Source organism: Ramlibacter sp. AN1133 (assembly GCF_037890035.1).
In the GTDB taxonomy this organism is placed as follows: Bacteria; Pseudomonadota; Gammaproteobacteria; order Burkholderiales; family Burkholderiaceae_C; genus Ramlibacter.
On record NZ_JBBKTQ010000013.1, the window covers coordinates 112,667 to 132,204 of the forward strand.

Annotated in this window: 2 protein-coding genes; both read right to left on the reverse strand. The window is 71.2% G+C overall.

Annotated features, from left to right (window positions below; translation table 11 throughout):
• Window positions 1-13 precede the first annotated feature (13 nt).
• Entirely contained in the window at window positions 14-2,482 is a 2,469-nt protein-coding gene (locus WG923_RS18730) for a hybrid sensor histidine kinase/response regulator (protein WP_340352503.1), read from the reverse strand.
• A complete protein-coding gene (locus tag WG923_RS18735) occupies window positions 2,479-19,536 on the reverse strand; it encodes a cadherin-like domain-containing protein (RefSeq protein WP_340352504.1) in 17,058 nt (5,685 codons plus the stop codon). The genes WG923_RS18730 and WG923_RS18735 overlap by 4 nt, the downstream gene beginning before the upstream one ends.
• Window positions 19,537-19,538 lie beyond the last annotated feature (2 nt).

Consider the following 19,538-nt stretch of genomic DNA (forward strand, 5'->3'; position numbering starts at 1 on the left):
TGTGCCTCGGGGATCACCCGATGGCGACCTCCGGCACCTCGAGCAGGTCGGCCATCCGTGCAATGCGTTGCAGAACGCCCGCGGTTGTCTCGCGATCGCCCGCCTTGGCGGCGGCCTCCATCTCGCGGGCCGGCTCGGTGAAGTCGTCGTAGCCCACGGTGCCGGCGGCGCCGGCCAGCCAGTGGGCCAGCCGCTCCACCTCCGGCAGGTCGCCGGCCTGCAGGGCGGTGCGCGTCAGCTCCAGCTGCTGCTGCAGGCGCGCGGCGAACTTGCGCACGATCGGCACCAGCTTGGCGTTGTCGGCGAAACGCGAGCGGATCGGCCCCTCGGCCACGGGCTCCTCGCTCAGGTCGATGAACACGGAACTCGGCGCCTCCACGGGCACTTCCTCCGGCGAGCCGCCCAACGACAGGCCCACCTGCTGCAGCAGGATGTCGATGTCCACCGGCTTGGTGAGGTACGCGGTGCAGCCTGCCTGCAGCACTTCCTCCTCGTAGCCCTTCATCGCGTGCGCCGTGAGCGCCACCACCGGCATCGCGAGGCCGCGCCGGCGCAGCTCGCGGGTGGCGGCATAGCCGTCCATCACCGGCATCTGCATGTCCATCAGCACCAGGTCGTAGCTGGCGGCCGCCAGCTTGTCGAGGGCGACCTGGCCGTTTTCGGCCTCGTCGACCCACAGCCCCTGCTCGGTGAGCACCAGCGAGAGCAGCTCGCGGTTTTCCGGGCCGTCGTCCACCACCAGCACGCGCGCCGAGGGGATGCGCCAGCGCGTGCGGTGCTGCGGCGCCCGTTCGCTGCCCTGCGCCGCGAGATGCGTGGCATCCAGCATCCGCACGCCCTCCAGCGGGCCGGTGGCGAAGGTGAACAGCATGCTCGTGCCCACGCCCAGCTGGCTGCTGCCGGTGAGGTCGCCGCCCAGCGCGCGCGCCAGCCGGCGGCTGATCGCCAGTCCCAGGCCGGTGCCGCCGTAGCGCCGCGTGGTCGAGGCTTCGGCCTGCGTGAAGGGGTCGAACATCGATTCGACCTTGGCCGGGTCCATGCCGATGCCGGTGTCGTTGACCTCCACCGTGTAGCTGGTGCCGTTGCAGCCCAGGACCACCTCCACCCCGCCGCGCTCCGTGAACTTGACCGCGTTGCTCAGGAGGTTGAGCACCACCTGGCGCAGGCGCGCGGGGTCCGACTGCACCCGCTCCGGGACGGGCGTCAGCAGCCGCAGCGACAGGCGCAGGCCCCTCTCCTGCGCCTTCAGGCCCAGCTCCAGCAGCGCGCCCTGCACCACCTGGTGCGGGGCGCAGGCGATCTTCTCCACCTGCAGCTGCCCGGCCTCCACCTTCGACAGGTCCAGGATGTCGTTGATCAGCCCCAGCAGGTGCTTGCCGCTCTGGTGGATCGTGTCGAGATAGCGGGAGGACTCGCGCTCGCTCTTGCCGAAGCCGCGCTTGAGCAGCTCGGTGAACCCCAGGATCGCGTTCATCGGGGTGCGGATCTCGTGGCTCATGTTCGCCAGGAACTCGCTCTTGGCGCGGTTGGCGGCCTCGGCCTCGTCCCGGGCGGAGCGCAGTTCCACGCGGCTGCGTTCCAGCAGCGTGATGTCTTCCAGGCTGATCAGGACCCCCGAGGCCTTGCCGCCGCTCGCCAGCACCGGCGAGCAGTTGACGACGAAGCTGCGCAGGCCGCCCTCGGTGTCCTGCAGCTTCAGGTTCACGTCGCGCTGCACGGTGGCCGTCTCCAGCGCCACGCTCCAGGGAGGGCGGCCCGCCAGCGGCTCGCCGGATTCCTGCAGCCAGGCGATCTCGCCCACCGGCCGGCCCATCAGGCGCTCGTTCGTCTTTCCGAGCAGGCGCGTCAATGCCTCGTTGGCCAGCACGATGTTCTGTTTCTGGTCGATGACCAACAATCCCTCGGTCAGGGAGTCCAGCGCGGAGCGCACCCGCGACGGGATGGCGCGCGAAGGATCGAGGTGGCGCAGCACCCGGCTCAGGTACACGTAGAACGAGGGCACGCACAGCAGGCCGGCGAAGGCCAGCAGCAGCACCAGCGGCGTCTGCACGACGCCCATCACGCCATGCGGCCCGGTGGGTTCGAAGCGCATCTCCAGCTGGCCCCAGGGCTGGTCGGCCGCGTACAGCGTGACCTGCAACTGCGCGTCGCTGGCATGCGCGCCGTCGATCGGCAGCCAGTTGCGCGCGTGCTCGCCGATGGCCACCACCAGCCTCCCCTCGCGCGTGCGCAGCCCGATCGAGCGCAGGTCCGGGTTGCGCTTGAGGATGAAGCGCAGCACGTCCTCCAGCCGGCCCGGATCGCTGCTGCCCAGGAACGCGGCGCTGCTCGCGGCCACCGATTCCGCCAGTGCCAGCCGGCCCGCGCGTACGGCTTCCTGCCGGTCGGGGATCAGCCCGAGGAAGGACGCGGCCAGCAAGGCGGTGCTGACGATCGACGCCAGGCCGAGGCTGATGTAGGTGCGGGTGTTGAACAGCTTCAAGAGAATCCTCGCAGGGGATCGGCGCGCCCGGTCTCGTCCGGGTCGAAAGCCTCGTCGTCGTCGTCCTCCTCCGTCTCGCCGTCGTGGCGCGCCAGCACCGGCAGCGGATCGAGCAGGCGCCAGGCCGGCAGCGCGGAGAGATAGCTTCCCAGCAGCACGCCGCCGCGGATCAACCACAGCACGTAGACGACGGAGACGCCCAGCGACACGCCGGCGACGGACACGCTCAGGGTCTTGTCCAGGTCGAACTCGTGCCGCAGTTCGTTGCGCAGCCGGTTCAGTTCCTCGATGAAGATGCCGGAGCGCAGCGACTGCTGGAACTGCTCCGCCGTCACGCGCGCCGCACCGACGTCCATTGCGTTGAGCCCCGTGATCTGGAACTCGCCGGCGCCCTGGGGATTGAAGCCCACCAGCTGCAGGTCGGTCGGCAGGCGCGGGCCGGCGCCGAGGAGGCGCGCGCTCTCGGTCACGTCGACGATGCGCTGCGGCGCGAACGCGAACTCGGTGGCCGGGGGCATCAGCACCGCCGGCGGGGCCGTGGCGATCAGGCCGTCGGCGTTGGCCGGCTCGCCGCCGGGGCGCGAGGCCGCGGCCGGTGCGGGGGCCGCGGGCGCGGCGTGGGCGGGTGCCGCTGCGGGCTCCGGCGCCGGCGCGGTGGCCGCAGCGGGCGCGGGTGCGGGGGTGGGCGTCGGTGCGGGTGCGGGTGCGGGCGTGGGCGTGGGCGTGGGCGTGGCCGGCGCCTGGGCGACGACGGCGATCTTCACGCTGCCGCTGGTGCGGTCGACGCCGCCGCCGGCCGTGCCGCCGTCGTCACGGACCACCCACGTCACTTCCGCCGTGCCGCCGTTGCTGCCCGTGGCGGCGATGAAGCGCAGGCCGCGCAACTGGTCCGGCGTGTAGCTGCTGCCCGCAGTCACGGGCGTCGTGCCATCGGCCAGCACCAGCTGCCCGAACTCCTTCGGCGGAACCGCGCTGACCGTGACGGTCAGGGCCTGGCCGGCCTCGTCGCTGCCGCCACCGGCGGAATACGTCCACGCGAGCTGGTCCAGCGTGACCGCTCGCGTGGCCGCATCCGTGCCGATCACGGCGGGCTCGGTGCCGAGCGCGCGCGGTGCATCGTTGACCGGGGCGACCGTCACGGAGGTGGTTGCCGTGCCAGCGCTGAAGGGCGAGCTGCCGCCGTTGACCGCGGTGTCGGCGCGGGTGGCGGCCGCCGTGCCGCCGCTGCCGTCCCAGGCGCGGAAGGCCAGCCCGGTGGCGATGCCGTTCCAGTCCGCGTTCGGGACGAAGCGCACGCGCGCCTGGCCATCGGCGGGCAGCAGTTCCGCCGACGCCGCGCTGACGCCCGTGAAGTCGGACCAGTGCGCGCCGCCGTCGCGCGAGTACTGCCATTGACCCGCGGTGCTGGCCGCGCCGGTCACGGCCACGCCCATGCGCCCGCCAGGATCCGAGGCGTGGCCGGCGATCAGGTCTGCCACCAGCATGCCGGAGCTGTCGGTCGTGTCCTCGGCCACGGCCGGCAGCGCGTTGGCGCCTTCCAGCACCGGGGCCACGTTGGCGACGCGCAAGGTGAGCTGCTCCGCCAGGCTGTCGGTGCCGCCCGCGCCGTCCGACACGGTGAAGCCGAAGGTGGCGCTTCCGCTCACGCCCGCCGCGGCCCGGAACACCATGCCTTGCAACTGCTCCACGCTGTAGCTGGCACCGGCTGCGACGCGCGTGCCGTCCGCGAGCACGATCGCCCCGAGTTCTGCAGGCACGGCCGTCACGCGCACGGTGAGCGTCTGGGTCGTGGCTTCGTCGGCGCCGCCGCCCACGCCATACGAGACGCCTGCGAATCCCAGCGGAGCATTCGCCCCTTCACCGACGGTAAGCGGGGCGAGCGTGCCCGTGCGCACCGGCGCATCGTTCACGGGCGCGACGCGGATCGCCAGCACGCCCGTGGCGCCCGTGCTGGTGGTGTAGCTCACCTGCGGCACGGTGCCGGCCCAGTCCGCGACCGGGGCGTAAAGCCAGCTGCCGTCGGCCGCGACGCTCAGGGTGCCGACGCCGGCCACCGCCGCGGTCGCGCCCGCTGCGTAGGTCGTGCCCGCGATGCGGAAGCTCGTGATGGCAAGGCTCGAATCGACGTCGGCGTCATTGGCGAGGACGTTGCCGGACACCGGCGTGTCCTCGGAGCCGACCGCCGCATCGGGTGCGGTGACCGTCGCATCGTCCACGGCGGCCACCGTGATCGCGAGCGTGCCGGTCGCCCCGGTACTGGTCAGGTACGTGACCTGCGGCACCGTGCCGTTCCAGTCCGCCAGCGGGGTGAAGGTGAAGCTGCCGTCGCCCGCGATGCGCAGGCTGCCGACGCCGGCGATCGTGGCGCTCGCGCCCGCCGCGTAATCCGTCGTGTCGCCCGCGACGCGGAAGCCGGCGAGCGCCAGCGCGCTGTCCGGGTCGGTGTCGTTGGCGAGCACGTTGCCGGTGGCCACGCCGTCTTCCGCGATGGCGATGTTGTCGGGTGCCGTCACGGTGGGATCGTCGACGGCCGCGATGTCCAGCGTGACGCTGGCGGTGGCCGTCCCGCCGTGGCCGTCGGAGATCGTGTAGCTGAAGCGGCCGGTGCCGCTGAAGTTCGCGGTGGGCGTGAAGACGATGTTGCCGCCGAGGATGGACACGGTGCCGCCGGTGCCGCTGGTCACACCCGTGATGGCCAGCGTGTCGCCGTCGATGTCGCTGTCGTTCGCCAGCAGCGTGGACGGCGCGATCGCGAGCGCCTGGTCTTCCGTCGCTGCGACCGTGTCGTTGCCGGCCGCCGGTGCGTCGTTGACCGGCGCGACGTTCATGGTCACCGTGGCCGTCGTCGTGCCGCCCTGGCCGTCGTCGACGGTGTATGTGAAGCTGCCCGTGCCGTTGAAGTTCGAGGTGGGCGTGAACACGATGTTGCCGCCGACGATTGAAACGGTGCCACCCACACCGCTGGTCACGCCGATGATGGCCAGAGTGTCGCCGTCGATGTCGCTGTCATCGGCCAACAGCGTAGCCGGAACGATGGTGAGCGGCTGGTCTTCCGTCGCGCTGACCGTGTCGTTGCTTGCCGCTGGCGCGTCGTTCACCGGCGCGACGTTCACCGTCACGGTGGCCGACGCCGTGCCGCCCTGGCCGTCGCTGGCGGTGTAGCTGAAGCTGCCCGAGCCGCTGAAGTTGGCCGCCGGGGTGAACACGATGTTCCCGCCGACGATCGCCACGGTGCCCCCTGCGCCGCTCGTTACACCCGTGATCGCCAGCGTGTCGCCATCGATGTCGCTGTCGTTTGCCAGCAGCGTGGCCGGCGCGATCGTCAGAGGCTGGTCTTCCGTAGCAGCGACCGTGTCGTTGCTTGCCGCCGGTGAGTCGTTGACCGCCGCGACGTTCACGGTCACGGTGGCTGTCGTCGTGCCGCCCTGGCTGTCGCTGACGGTGTACGAGAAGCTACCGCTGCCGTTGAAATTGCCCGTCGGCGTGAACACGATGTTGCCGCCGACCAGGGCCACAGAGCCACCCGCACCGCTGGTCACGCCGGTGATGGCCACCGTGTCGCCATCAATATCGCTGTCGTTCACGAGCAGCGTGGCCGGCGCGATGGTGAGCGGTTGATCTTCCGTCGCGTTGACCGTGTCATTGCCGGCCAAGGGCGCGTCGTTGACCGCCGCGACGTTCACGGTCACGGTTGCAGTGGCAGTGCCGCCCTGACCGTCGCTCACCGTGTAGCTGAAGCTGCCGGTGCCGTTGAAGTTCGCGGTCGGCGTGAAGATGATGTTCCCGCCGACGATCGCCACGGTGCCGCCGGTGCTGCTGTTCACACCCGTGATCGCCAGCATGTCGCCATCGATGTCGCTGTCGTTCGCCAGTAGCGTGGTCGGCACGATCGTCAGAGGCTGGTCTTCCGTAGCAGCGACCGTGTCGTTGCCGACCGCCGGCGTGTCGTTCACCGGCGCGACGTTCACGGTCACCGTGGCCGTCGTCGTGCCGCCTTGGCCGTCGCTCAACGTGTAGCTGAAGCTGCCCGGGCCGTTGAAGTTCGCGGTGGGTGTGAAGATGATGCTGCCGCCGATGATTGTCGCCGTGCCGCCGATGCCGCTGGTCACACCCGTGATCGCCAGCGTGTCGCCATCGATGTCGCTGTCGTTCCCCAGCAGGGTGGCCGGCGCGATCGTCAAAGGCTGGTCTTCCGTAGCAGCGACCGTGTCGTTGCTTGCCGCCGGTGAGTCGTTGACCGCCGCGACGTTCACGGTCACGGTGGCTGTCGTCGTGCCGCCCTGGCCGTCACTGACGATGTAGCTGAAGCTGCCGGTGCCGTTGAAGTTCGCCGTCGGCGTGAACACGATGTTGCCGCCGACGATGGCCACGGTGCCGCCCACACCGCTGGTCACGCCGGTGATGGCGAGGGTGTCGGCGTCGATGTCGCTGTCGTTCGCCAGCAGCGTGGCCGGCGCGATCGTGAGAGGTTGGTCCTCCGTAGCAGCGACCGTGTCGTTGCCGACCGCCGGCGCGTCGTTCACCGGCGCCACGTTCACGGTCACCGTGGCCGTCGTCGTGCCACCCTGACCGTCGCTCACCGTGTAGCTGAAGCTGCCGGTGCCGTTGAAATTCGCCGTCGGCGTGAACACGATGTTCCCGCCGACGATCGTCACGGTGCCGCCGGTGCTGCTGTTCACACCCGTGATCGCCAGCGTGTCGCCGTCGATGTCGCTGTCGTTCGCCAGCAGGGTGGCCGGTGCGATCGTCAAAGGCCGGTCTTCCGTAGCAGCGACCGTGTCGTTGCTTGCCGCCGGTGAGTCGTTGACTGCCGCGACGTTCACGGTCACGGTGGCCGTCGTCGTGCCGCCCTGGCCGTCGCTCACGGTGTACGAGAAGCTACCGGTGCCATTGAAGTTCGCCGTCGGCGTGAACACGATGTTGCCCCCGACGATCGCCACGGTGCCGCCTGTGCCGCTGTTCACACCCGTGATCGCCAGCGTGTCGCCGTCGACGTCGCTGTCATTGGCCAGCAGTGTGGCCGGCGCGATCGTCAGAGGCTGGTCTTCCGTGGCGGTGACCGTGTCGTTGCCGGCCGCCGGCGTGTCGTTGACCGGCGCGACGCTCACGGTCACCGTGGCCGTCGTCGTGCCGCCCTGGCCGTCGCTCACCGTGTAGCTGAAGCTACCGGTGCCGTTGAAATTCGCCGTCGGGGTGAACACGATGCTCCCGCCGACCAGGGCCACGGTGCCGCCCGCACCGCTGGTCACGCCGGTGATGGCGAGGGTGTCGGCGTCGATGTCGCTGTCGTTCGCCAACAGCGTGGCCGGAACGATGGTGAGCGGCTGGTCTTCCGTCGCGCTGACTGTGTCGTTGCCGCCGAGGGGCTCGTCATTCACTGGCGCTACGTTCACGATCACCGTGGCCGTCGTCGTGCCGCCCTGGCCGTCACTGACCGTGTAGCCGAAGCTGCCGGTGCCGTTGAAGTTCTGCGTCGGCGTGAACACGATGTTGCCCCCGACGATCGCCACGGTGCCGCCCGTGCCGGCGGTCACGCCCGTGATGGCGAGGGTGTCGCCGTCGATGTCGCTGTCGTTCGCCAGCAGCGTGGGCGGGGCGATGGTGAGCGCCTGGTCTTCCGTCGCTGCGACCGTGTCGTTGCCGGCCGCCGGCATGTCGTTGACCGGCGCGACGTTCACGGTCACGGTGGCCGTCGTCGTGCCGCCCTGGCCGTCGCCGACCGTGTAGCTGAAGCTGCCGGTGCCGTTGAAGTTCTGCGTCGGCGTGAACACGATGTTGCCGCCGACGATCGCCACGGTGCCGCCGGTGCCGCTGTTCACACCCGTGATCGCCAGCGTGTCGCCGTCGATGTCGCTGTCGTTCCCCAGCAGTGTGACCGGGACGATGGTGAGCGGCTGGTCTTCGGTGACGGCAACCGTGTCATCGCTTGCGGTCGGCGCGTCATTGATCGGCGCGACGTTCACGGTCACCATCGCCGTCGTCGTGCCGCCCTGGCCGTCGCTGACCGTGTACGAGAAGCTGCCGGTGCCGTTGAAGTTCGCGGTGGGCGTGAAGACGATGTTGCCGCCGACGATCGCCACGGTGCCGCCGGTGCCGGCGGTCACGCCCGTGATGGCGAGGGCGTCAACGTCGATGTCGCTGTCGTTCGCCAGCAGCGTGGCCGGCACGATCGTCAGAGGCTGGTCTTCCGTGCCTGCGACCGTATCGTTGCCGCCCACGGGCGCGTCGTTGACCGGCGCGACGTTCACCGTAACGGTGGCCGACGCCGCGCCGCCCTGCCCGTCGCTGAGGGTGTACGAGAAGCTACCGCTGCCGTTGAAATTGCCCGTCGGCGTGAACACGATGTTGCCGCCGACCAGGGCCACGGTGCCACCCGCACCGCTGGTCACGCCGGTGATGGCCACCGTGTCGCCATCGATGTCGCTGTCGTTCACGAGCAGCGTGGCCGGCGCGATGGTGAGCGGCTGGTCCTCGGTGCCAGCGACCGCGTCGTTGCCTGCCACCGGCGGATCGTTCACCGGCGCAACGTTGACGGTCACGGTCGCCGTCGAGGTCCCGCCGTGTCCGTCGTCCACCGTGTAGCTGAACGAGCCGGCTCCGTTGAAGTCCGCATCCGGCGTGAAGACGATGTCGCTTCCGGACAGGACCACACTGCCGCCGGTGCCGGCGGCCACGGACGTGATCGCCAGGATGTCGCCGTCCGCGTCGCTGTCATTCCCGATCAGCGTGACCGATGCGATCGTCAGTGGCGTGTCCTCGACGCCGGCCACCGTGTCGTCGCCCGCCACCGGATCGTCCTCCACGGCGGCCAGGTTCACGACGACCGCGCCCGTCGCGGTACCGCCATGACCGTCGGAGACGGTGTAGCTGAAGCCGGCCGCGCCGTTGAAGTTCGCGCTGGGCGTGAACACGATCGTGCCGCCGGACAGTTGGACCGTGCCGCCAGTCGCACCGCCCACGGCGCTGACGGTGAGCGCATCGCCCTCGACATCGCTGTCGTTGGCGAGCAGGGTCGCCGTGGCGATGGTGACGGGCGTGTCCTCGACGCCGCCGACGCTGTCGGCGCCCGCCACCGGCGCGTCGTTCACGGCAGCGATGTCGACGGTGACGCTGACCGTCGCCGTGCCGCCCTTGCCGTCCGAGACCACATAGCCGAAGCTGCCCGTGCCGTTGAAATCCGCATCGGGCGTGAAGATCACGCTGCCGCCCGAGAGTTCCACCACGCCGCCGCTGCCGCCCACCACGCCCACGACGGAGAGCGCGTCCCCGTCGACGTCGCTGTCGTTCGCCAGCAGTCCCCCGGGGTCCAGCACCAGCGGCGTGTCCTCCAGCGTCGCCAGCAGTTCGCCCTGGGCGACGGGCGCGTCGTTCACCGCGGCCACGTTCACCGTGACCGTCGCCGTTCCCGTCGCACCCTGCGCGTCGCGGACCGTGTAGGTGAAGCTCCCCACGCCGTTGAAATCGGGGTCGGGCGTGAACACGATGTTCCCGCCCGAGAGCGTGACGGTGCCGCCGCTCGCATTGCCGACGTCCGAGACGCTGAGCGCGTCGCCCTCGACGTCGGTGTCGTCGGCCAGCAGCGTCGCCGGCGCGATGGTCAGCGCCTGGTCTTCGGTCGCGGCCACCACGTCGCCTTGCGCCAGCGGCGGATCGTTCACCGCCGCGATCTCGACGACGACATTCCCGCTCGAAGTGCCGCCGCGGCCGTCGCTCACCGTGTACGTGAAGGAGCCGGTGCCGTTGAAGTCGTCGTCCGGCGTGAAGACGATGCTGGTGCCGGAGATCGTGACCGTGCCGCCCGTGCCGTCCGCCACGCCGACGATCGTCAGCGTGTCGCCTTCGGTGTCGGCATCGTTGGCCAGCAGCGTGTCCGCAGTGAACACCACCAGCGCGTCCTCGCTGCCGGCGAGGGTGTCGGTGCTCGCCACCGGCGCGTCGTTCACTGCCGTCACGACGACGGCCACCGTTCCCGTGGCCGTGCCCCCGTGCCCGTCGGACACGGTGTAGCTGAAACTGCCGCTGCCGTTGAAGTCCGCCGTGGGCGTGAACACGACGTTCCCGTTGACGAGGCCCACCGTGCCGCCGACGCCGTTGCCGACGGCGACGACGGCCAGCGCATCGCCGTCCGAGTCGCTGTCGTTCGCCAGCAGCGTCGCGGGCGCGAGCGTCAGCGGCGTGTCCTCGGCGGTCTGCGCGGCATCGCCCCGCGCCACCGGGTCGTCGTTCACGGACGCGACGTTCACTGTCACGCTGGCCGTCGCGTTGCCACCATGGCCGTCCGACAGCGTGTACGTGAAGCCACCCGTGCCGTGGAAGTCCGCCGTGGGCGTGAACACGATGTTGCCGCCGGACAGCGAGACGGTGCCGCCGGTGGCGCTCGAGACACCGGTCACCGCCAGCACGTCGCCGTCGACGTCGGTGTCGTTGGCCAGCAGCGTGCCCGCCGCGATGGTCAGCGGCACGTCCTCGACGGCCGCCACCGCGTCGGCCGCGCCGGCGGGGGCATCGTTGACCGGCGCGAGGTTCAACGTGACGGTCGCCGTCGCGGTGCCGCCGTTGCCATCCGAAATCGTGTAGCTGAAGCTCGCCGCCCCGTTGAAGTTGGCCGCGGGCGTGAACACGATGTTGCCGCCCGAGAGCGCCACGCTGCCGCCGGTGCCGGCGTTCACCGCCGTGACCGTCAGCGTGTTCCCGTCCACGTCGGTGTCGTTGGCCAGCAGGGTCGCGGGCGCAATGGTCAGTGCCTGGTCTTCCGTCCCGCTGAGGGTTTCGGCATTCGCCACCGGCCGGTCGTTCAGTGCCGCCACGTTCACCGTGACCGCCACCGTGGACGTGCCGCCCTGGCCGTCGGAGATCGTGTAGCTGAAGCTGCCCGTGCCGTTGAAATTCGCGTTGGGCGTGAAGACGATGTCGCTGCCCGCGCGCGTGACGGTGCCGCCCGTTCCGCTCGCCACGCCGACGATGGTGAGCGGGTCGTTCTCGACATCGGTGTCGTTGGCGAGCAGGCTCGCCGCGGTCACGGTGAGCGGCGTGTCTTCGTCGGTGGCGAGCGTCTCGGTGGTCGCCACCGGCGCGTCGTTCACGGCGGCGACGTTCACCGTGACCGTGGCCGTCGCCGCGGCGCCCTGCGCGTCCGTCACCGTGTAGCGGAAGCTGCCCGCTCCGTTGAAGTTCGCGTCCGGCGTGAAGACGATGTTGCCGTTCGCCAGCGACACGCTGCCGCCCGCGACCGCCGTCACGCCGGTGATCGCCATGGCGTCGCCGTCCACGTCCGTGTCGTTGCCCAGGAGCGCGGCGGGGACGATGGTGACGGGCTGGTCCTCGGTGCCGGCCACGGTGTCGTCGCTCAGGCGCGGCGCGTCGTTCTGCGCGGCCACGTTGACGGTGACGGTGCCGGTCGCCGTGGCGCCCTGGCTGTCCCGCAGCGTATAGGTGAAGCGCGCCGGGCCGTTGAAGTCGGCCGACGGCGTGAACGTGATGGTGTTGCCCGCAAGGCTGACGGCACCGCCGGCGACCGCGCTCACGCCGGTGATGGAGATCGTGTCGAGCAGGTCGGGATCCGAGTCGTTGGCCAGCAGGACCGCCGTGCCGATGGTGCGCGGCACGTCCTCGGTCGCCGCGAGGGTGTCGTCGGCCGCGGTCGGCGCCCGGTTCCCCAGCAGCACGCTCACGTCGACCGTGGCGGTCGATACGCCTCCGTTCCCGTCGCTCACGGTGTAGGTGAAGCTCGCCGGCCCGCTGTACAGGGGCGTGGGCGTGAACTGGATGTTGCTGCCGCTCAGCGAGACGGTGCCGTTCACGGCGCCGCCGACCGCGGTGATCGTCAGCGTGTCGCCTTCGGCATCGGTGTCGTTCGCCAGCAGCGTGCTGGCCGGAATGGTCACCGGCAGGCCCAGGACGGTGGAGGCGGTGTCGTTCCGCGTCACCGGAGCGTCGTTGACCGGGGCGACGTTCACCGTCACCGCCACTGTCGCCGCGCCGCCGTGGCCGTCCGACACCGTGTAGCTGAAGCTGCCCGCGCCGTTGAAGTCCGCCCCGGGCGTGAACACGATGTTGCCGCCGGAGAGCGTGACGCTGCCGCCCGTGCCGCTCGCCACGCCGATCACCGACAGCGTGTCGCCGTCGATGTCGCTGTCGTTCGCCAGCAGCGTGGCCGGCGTGATGCTGAGCGGGGTGTCCTCGTTCGTTGCCAGCGTCTCGGTGGTACCGACGGGGGCATCGTTGACGGCGGCGATGTTCACCGTGACCGTGGCGGTCGCCGTGGCGCCCTGCGCGTCGCTCACCGTGTACGTGAAGCTGCCGGCGCCGTTGAAGTCCGCCGTCGGCGTGAACACGATGCTGCCGCCGGAAAGCGACACGGTGCCGCCGCTCGCGCCCGCGACGCCCGTGACCGTCAGCGCGTCGCCTTCCACGTCCGTGTCGTTGCCCAGCAGCGTGGCCGGCGCGATCGTCAGCGGCTGGTCCTCGGTGGCGGCGACCGTATCGGCGGCGGGCCGCGGCGCATCGTTCACCGCCGCCACGTTCAGCACCACGCCCGTGATGCTGGTGCCGCCGTGGCCGTCGGAGATGGTGTAGCTGAAGCTGGCCATGCCGTTGAAGTCGGCCGCGGGCGTGAACACGATGTCGCCGTTCACCAGGGCCACGGTGCCGCCGAAGCCGCTGTTCACAGCGGTGACCGTGAGCGCGTCCCCGTCGGCATCGGTGTCGTTGGCGAGCAGCGTGGCGGGCGCGATGGTGAGCGGCGTGTCCTCGGTCGCGGTGAACAGGTCGAAGCCGGCCACCGGCGCGTCGTCCACGGGCATGACCGTGATCGCGACCGTCTGCACCAGGGTGTCGGTGCCACCGCCGTCGTCCTGCACGAGGAAGGTGAAGCTGCCGCTGCCCGCCGCATTGGCCGCGGTCACGAAGCGCATGCCGCGCAGGGCATCGAGCGTGGTGGCGCCCAGGGCGACGTCGGTGCCATCGGCCAGCGTGATGCGGCCGAGACTGGCGTCCGGCAGGACGGTGATGGTGTACGCCAGCGCCTGGCTGTCCTCGTAGCCGCCGCCGCCGGGCCCGTAGCTCACCGCGCCCAGGCCCAGGCTGGTGCTGCCGCTGTCCTCGGCCACGGCCAGGCTGGCGACGGTGCCGCCCACCGGCGCATCGTTCACCGGGCTGACGGTGATGCTGCTCGTCGCGGTGCCGCTGCTGAAGGCGCTGGTGCCGCCGCCCGCGGTGGTGTCGGCCGTGCCGCCGGCGGTGCCGGCCGTCCCGTCCCAGGCCGCGAAGGTGAGCGTGGCGGTGCCGTTCCAGTCGGCGGCCGGCACGAAACGCACGCGCGTCGTGGTGTCCGCCAGCAGCAGGCGCGCCGTGCCCGCCGTGGGCGTGCCGAAAGCGGTCCAGGTGGTGCCGCCGTCGCGCGTGTATTGCCAGGTGCCGTGGCTGTTGTCGACGCCGGTCACGGCGATGCCGCGGGTGCGCGTCGGATCCGAAACCTGCCAGGCCACGAGGTCCGTCACCAGCGTGCCGTTGTCCGCGCTGTCCTCCTGGATGCCGGCGAGCGGGTTGGCGCCGGCCAGGAGGGGCGCCTTGTTGGTCACCGTCAAGCCGACGGAGAAGGTGGCGCGGTCGACGCCGCCATTGGCGACGCCGCCGTTGTCCTGCAGCTGGAACGCGAGCTGGAAGCTGCCCGGGGTGACGCCGCGGAACGTCATCGCCCGGAACTGCGCCAGCGTGTAGCTCGCCGCCGCGTTCACCGGCGTGACGCCGTCGGCCAGGAAGAGGTCGATGCCGGTCGGCAGCCCCGAGGGGAAGGTGACGGTGAGCGCCTGGGCGGCCTCGTCCGTCGCGGTGGCGGGCCCCGGCGCCAGCGTTGCGGACACGAAGATGGCCGTCGCGGGGTCGCCCTCGGCCACCATGCCGCCCACGACGCTGGCGGCCACGGGGGCGTCGTTGCGCGGCGTGACGGTGACCGTGGAAGTCGCGGTGGCCGCGCTATAGGCGGAGGCGCCGCCGTTGTAGGTGGCGTCGCCGAGCTGGCCCGCCGTGCCCACGGTCTGGTCCCAGGCGCGGAAGGTGATGCTGGTCGCGCCGATGTTGCTGTTCCAGTCCGCCTCCGGGATGAAGCGCACCCTGGTGTTCGCATTCGCGGCGAGCAGCAGCGTCGACGTGTTCGACACGGCCGGCACGTTGATCCAGTTGCTGCCGCCATCCAGCGTGTACTGCCACGTGCCGGCGCCCGCCTTGTCGATGATGGCGATGCCTTGCAGGGCCGCGCTGGTGTCCGTGACGTAGGTGCCGAGGATGTCCGACACCTTGATGCCCGCGCGCTGCGCCGGCGTCGCCCAGGGCGGCATGTTGCCCGAAGGCGCCTTGCCGTCGCCGCCGAAGTCCTCCTCCACGACCAGCTGAGAATTCGCGCCCGTGAGCACCGGCGCGTGGTTGACGTTCACGTAGACCGAGAAGGTCATCGTGTCGACGCCGCCGTTGAGCGTTCCGCCGCTGTCCTTCACGGTGAAGGACACCGGTGCCTTGCCCAGGACCCCCACCCCGAGGGAGGTGAAGGTCATGCCCTGGATCTGGGCCAGCGTGTAGCTGTTGCCGACGACCACGCGCGTCCCGTTGGCCAGGAAGGTGGCGCCCAGGCTGTCCGGCAGCGCGGTGATGCGGAACGGACTGGCGATGGTCTGCCCCGCTTCGTCCGCGCCGCCACCGGGGCCGAAGGCGAGGCCGGCCAGTCCCAGCGAAATCGAGGTGCCATCGAGGAGCGACACCACCGGCGCCGCCGGGTCCGCCACGTCGGTGCGCACCGGCGGGTCGTTCACCGCGGTGACGGCGATCGTGGCCGTGCGCAGCCCGGTGCTGAAGGCCGTGGTGCCGCCGCGCACGGACGTATCCGCCGTCTCGCCGGCCACCCCCGCGCTGCGGTCCCAGCCACGCAAGCTGATGCCGGGCGTGCCTCCGAGGCTGCTGTTCCAGTTCGCCGGCGGCAGGTAGCGGATGCGCCAGCCGGTGCCGGTCTGCAGCAGCACCGAACTGCTGTCGCTCGCGCCCGCGATGGTGTTCCAGGTCGCACCGTTGTCCCGGGTCCACTGCCAGCTGCCGCCTGCCGGGGCGCTGGTTGCGGTGACCGCGACGCCCAGGGTGCCGCTGGCGTCGCTCATGAAGCCGTTCACCAGCGACAGCACCGACACGGAGGTCTGCGCGTCCTCCGCCATGGCAGGCAGCGCCGTGGTGCCGCCTTGCAGCGTGGGCGCGCTGTTGGCGACGGTGATGTGCACGCCGTCCTGGAAGGTGTCCACGCCGCCGTTGGCCGTGCCGTCGGCGTCCCGCACCACCCACCGGAAGTCGCCGCTGCCGGACTGCGCCGTGGGGCGGAAGGTCGCGCCCTGCAGCTGCGACAGCGTGATCTGCGTGTTCACCTGCGCGGTGGTGCCGCCGCCGAGGGTGATCGTGCCGAAGGACGGCAGCTCGGTGATCGTGATCGTCCAGGGGCGGGTGTACTCGTCGCTCGTGAACCCGCCGACATATTTCAGGTAACCCAGGTTCAGGCTGTTGGCGGTCGTCGTGGAATCGCTTACCGTGACCGGCGCCGGCGCCGCCAGCTTGCCCCCGCCGTTGTTGGCGTACACGTTGCCGTCGACCCGGTCGGGGCCGTCGTTGACCGCGGTGATCGCCGCGGTGGCGACGGCGGTGCTGCTGCTGAACGCGCTGGTACCCCCGCCGCTCAGGGCGAACGCCGTTCCGCCCGAAACGCCGCTGCTGCCGTCCCAGGCCCGGAAGGTGAAGCCCGTCGGCGTGCCGCTCCAGTCGGCATCGGAGAGGAAGCGCACCCGCGCGTCCGGGCCCAGCAGCCGGGCGCCGAAGAAGCTGCCGGTGAGCGCCTGCCAGCTGGCGCCGTCGTCGACGCTGTACTGCCAGGCACCGCCGTTGCTGCCCGCGCCGGGCACCGACACGACGGCGATGCCCCACGCGCCGCCGCCGTCCGTGACCTTGCCGGCCATGAAGTCGGCCACGCGCGTGCCGGTGCCCGGCAGGTCCTCCAGCTGGCCCGGCAGGGTGACGGTGCTCACGTTCAGCACCGGCGCGACGTTCGTCACGCTGAAGGTGATCGCCTGGTCCGCCAGCGTGTCCTGCCCGCCGTTCGCGGTGCCGCCGTCGTCGACCGCGCTGAAGGTGAAGGTGCCGGTGCCGAAGCGTCCCGGCAGGAAGCCCAGGGTCTGCAGTTCGGCCCAGGTGAAGCTGCTGCCCACGGCCACCGGCGAGCCGTTGAACAGGATCGTGCCGACCGTATCCGGCAGGCCGGTCACGACGTAGCGCAGCGACTGGCCGCTTTCGTCCGTGGCACTGGCCGCACCCGCTGCGTAGGAGACGCCGCTGAAGGCCGGCGCGATCGGGATCGCCGCGGTGCGCTCGCCCGCCGCCAGGGTGCCCAGCGTGCCGGTGCGCACCGGCGCGTCGTTCACCGCTGCCACGCTCACGGTGGCCGTCGCCTGCACGATGCTGAATGCGCTGCTGCCGCCGGTGGTCGGCATAGTCACGACCGTGCCCGCGGCCCCGGCGCTGCGATCCCAGCCGCGGAAGGTGATGCTGCTGCCGCCCACGAAGTCGGCCGCGGGGGCGAAGCGAACGCGCGTCAGCGCGTCGGCGTTCAGCACCAGCGCGCTGCCGGCCGCGGGCGCCGCCATCGTCGACCAGCTCGCGCCGCCGTCCAGCGAGAACTGCCAGCTGCCGTTGCCGGCGTCGAAGCCGGTCACGGCGATGCCCGCCAGCGCGCCGGCGTCGCCGTCGCTGAACCTGCCGGCCAGCAGGTCGGAGACCAGGGTGCCGGCGGCCGGCACGTCCTCGAGCTGCTGGGCGAGGTTGGTGGCCCCCGCCAGCATCGGCGCCACGTTGGTGAAGCCCGAGAACTGCGCGACCACGCCCTCCGTGCCGGAGCCGAAGGTCGTCTTGTAGCCGTCCGCGGTGGCCAGGTTGCCGCCGCTGTTGCCGGTGCTGCCCACCAGGTAGAACCTGCTGCCGCTCCAGGCCACGCCGCCGGTCTGCAGGCCGGTGCCGTAGTAGCTGCCGTAGATCTGGTCGCGGCTGCCGCCGCCCTGCGGCGCCAGCACGATGACGAAGCCGGTGTCGCCGCCGGTGTTGGTGCGGCTGTAGGCGTCGGCCGTGGTCGGGAAGTCTGCCGTGTCGGTGTGGCCCACCACGACGACCTGACCGCCGGAGACGGCGACGCCCGTGGGGCTGTCGGTCAGCAGGCTCGACGTGCTGCCGCCGCCGTTGCGCGAGCCGCCGATGAAGGTGGAGTACTCGAGCGACGTGCTGCCCGTCAGCGTGGTGTTGTACACGCGCAGGAAGCCGGTCTCGTGCGTGTAGGCGGTGGTGGCGAAGGCGCCGGCCGTGATCGCGAAGCCGGAAGCGGAAGCATCCTTGGTGCGACCGACCACGTATGCGCGCCCGCTGTTGTCCACCGCGAGACCGGTCGCCACATCCGCCTTGGCGGCGCCGATGTAGGTGGCGTAGGTCAGCGTCCCCGCGCTGTTGTACTTCGCCAGGAAGGCGTCGTCGTTGCCCGGGCGGGTGACCTGCGCGCCGTTGAGGGTGACGTTGTCGACCGACAGCGTCGAGCCCGCGATGTACACGTTGCCGGCCGCATCGAGCGCGACGCCGGTCGCACCGTCGATGCCGCTGCCGCCGTACTGGATCTTGTAGACGGCGCTGCCCGTGGCCGTGTACTTGTTCAGGAACGCGTTGTCCGTGGCGTCGGACACCATGCCGGCCACGTAGATGTTGCCGGCCGCGTCGAGCGTCACGCCCTCGCCCGCGTCGTTGTTGCCGGCGCCGCCGAAATAGGTGCCGAACAGCAGGCCGTTGCCGGCGCTGTTCAGCTTGTAGACGAATGCGTCCTGCTGGTTGCCGTTGCGCGCGGCCTGGTCGGCGCCGGTGGTCACCACGAAATCGGTGGAGCGCGTCCAGCCGGTGACGACCGCGTTGCCGGCCGCATCCACCGCGATCGCCGCACCGGCGTCGGCAGCCGAGCCGCCCACGCGCGTCGCGTAGACCAGGGTCGTGAGGTCGGCGTTGAACTTCGCGACATAGCTCTCGGTGGCGTCCGCGCCCAGCGCCATGCGGGTGCCGAAGCTGCCCGTGGTGGAGGTGGTGTGCCCCGTGACGTACACCGAGCCGTCGCTGCCGACGGCCACGCCCCTCGCGGTCTCGTTGCCGTTCTCGCCGAAGTAGCTGGCGTGCGCGAGGACCGGGTCCACCACCAGCGCGCGGCTGCGGTCGTACGCGCCGACGACGATGCGCACCGTTCCGTCCTGCTGCAGTTCATAGCGGCTGTCCACTGCTTCGCGGCCACCGGCGCCCTCCTGGTAGCTCACCGGCGCCTGGAAGCGGATGTCGCGCCCGGTGCCCGCCACGCGCAGCACCAGGTCGCCGTTGCCGTCCAGGCTGGCACTCTCGATGCCGTCGAAGCGCAATTGCAGCTGCGAGGCGTCCGCGCCCGCGGCGACCACGAAATCGTATTCGAGCTGCTGCTGGTTGCCGTAGTAGCGCACGTCGATGCCGTCGTAGACGCCGCGGTACAGCACGCTGCCGTAGTTGACGATGTCGGTGATCCACTTGCTGCTGTCGGTGCCCACCAGGTAGTTGCTGCGGGTGGCGAGCAGGTCCTGCCCCTCGGGCGCCCCGGGCTGCGCGCCGACCAGCGTCAGGGTCACCGGCTGTTGCGCGCCCTCCAGCAGCAGTTCGGCGTTGCCGCCGCCCAGGCGCACGGCGTAGCCGAGGCCGGAGGCCGCGAAGTCCACGCCCTCGCCGAGCTGCCCGGCGTCGGCCTCGAACTGCAAGGGCGTGAGCGCCAAGGCGCTGCGCACGTCGATGGCAGCGGTGCCGGCGGCCGCGTCGTACTCGAAGCTGGCATCCAGCGTGCGTTCCTCGGGCGCGGGCGCAAGGGCCGTGTCCACTCCCAGCAGGCTGCCGGCGTCGGCGGAATACAGCAGGCGCTGCTCCAGCCACTCCGCGTGCGGCGCGATGCGCTGCGCCCGCGGGGGCTTGTTGCGGCGCAGCCAGCGTTTGAGCATGG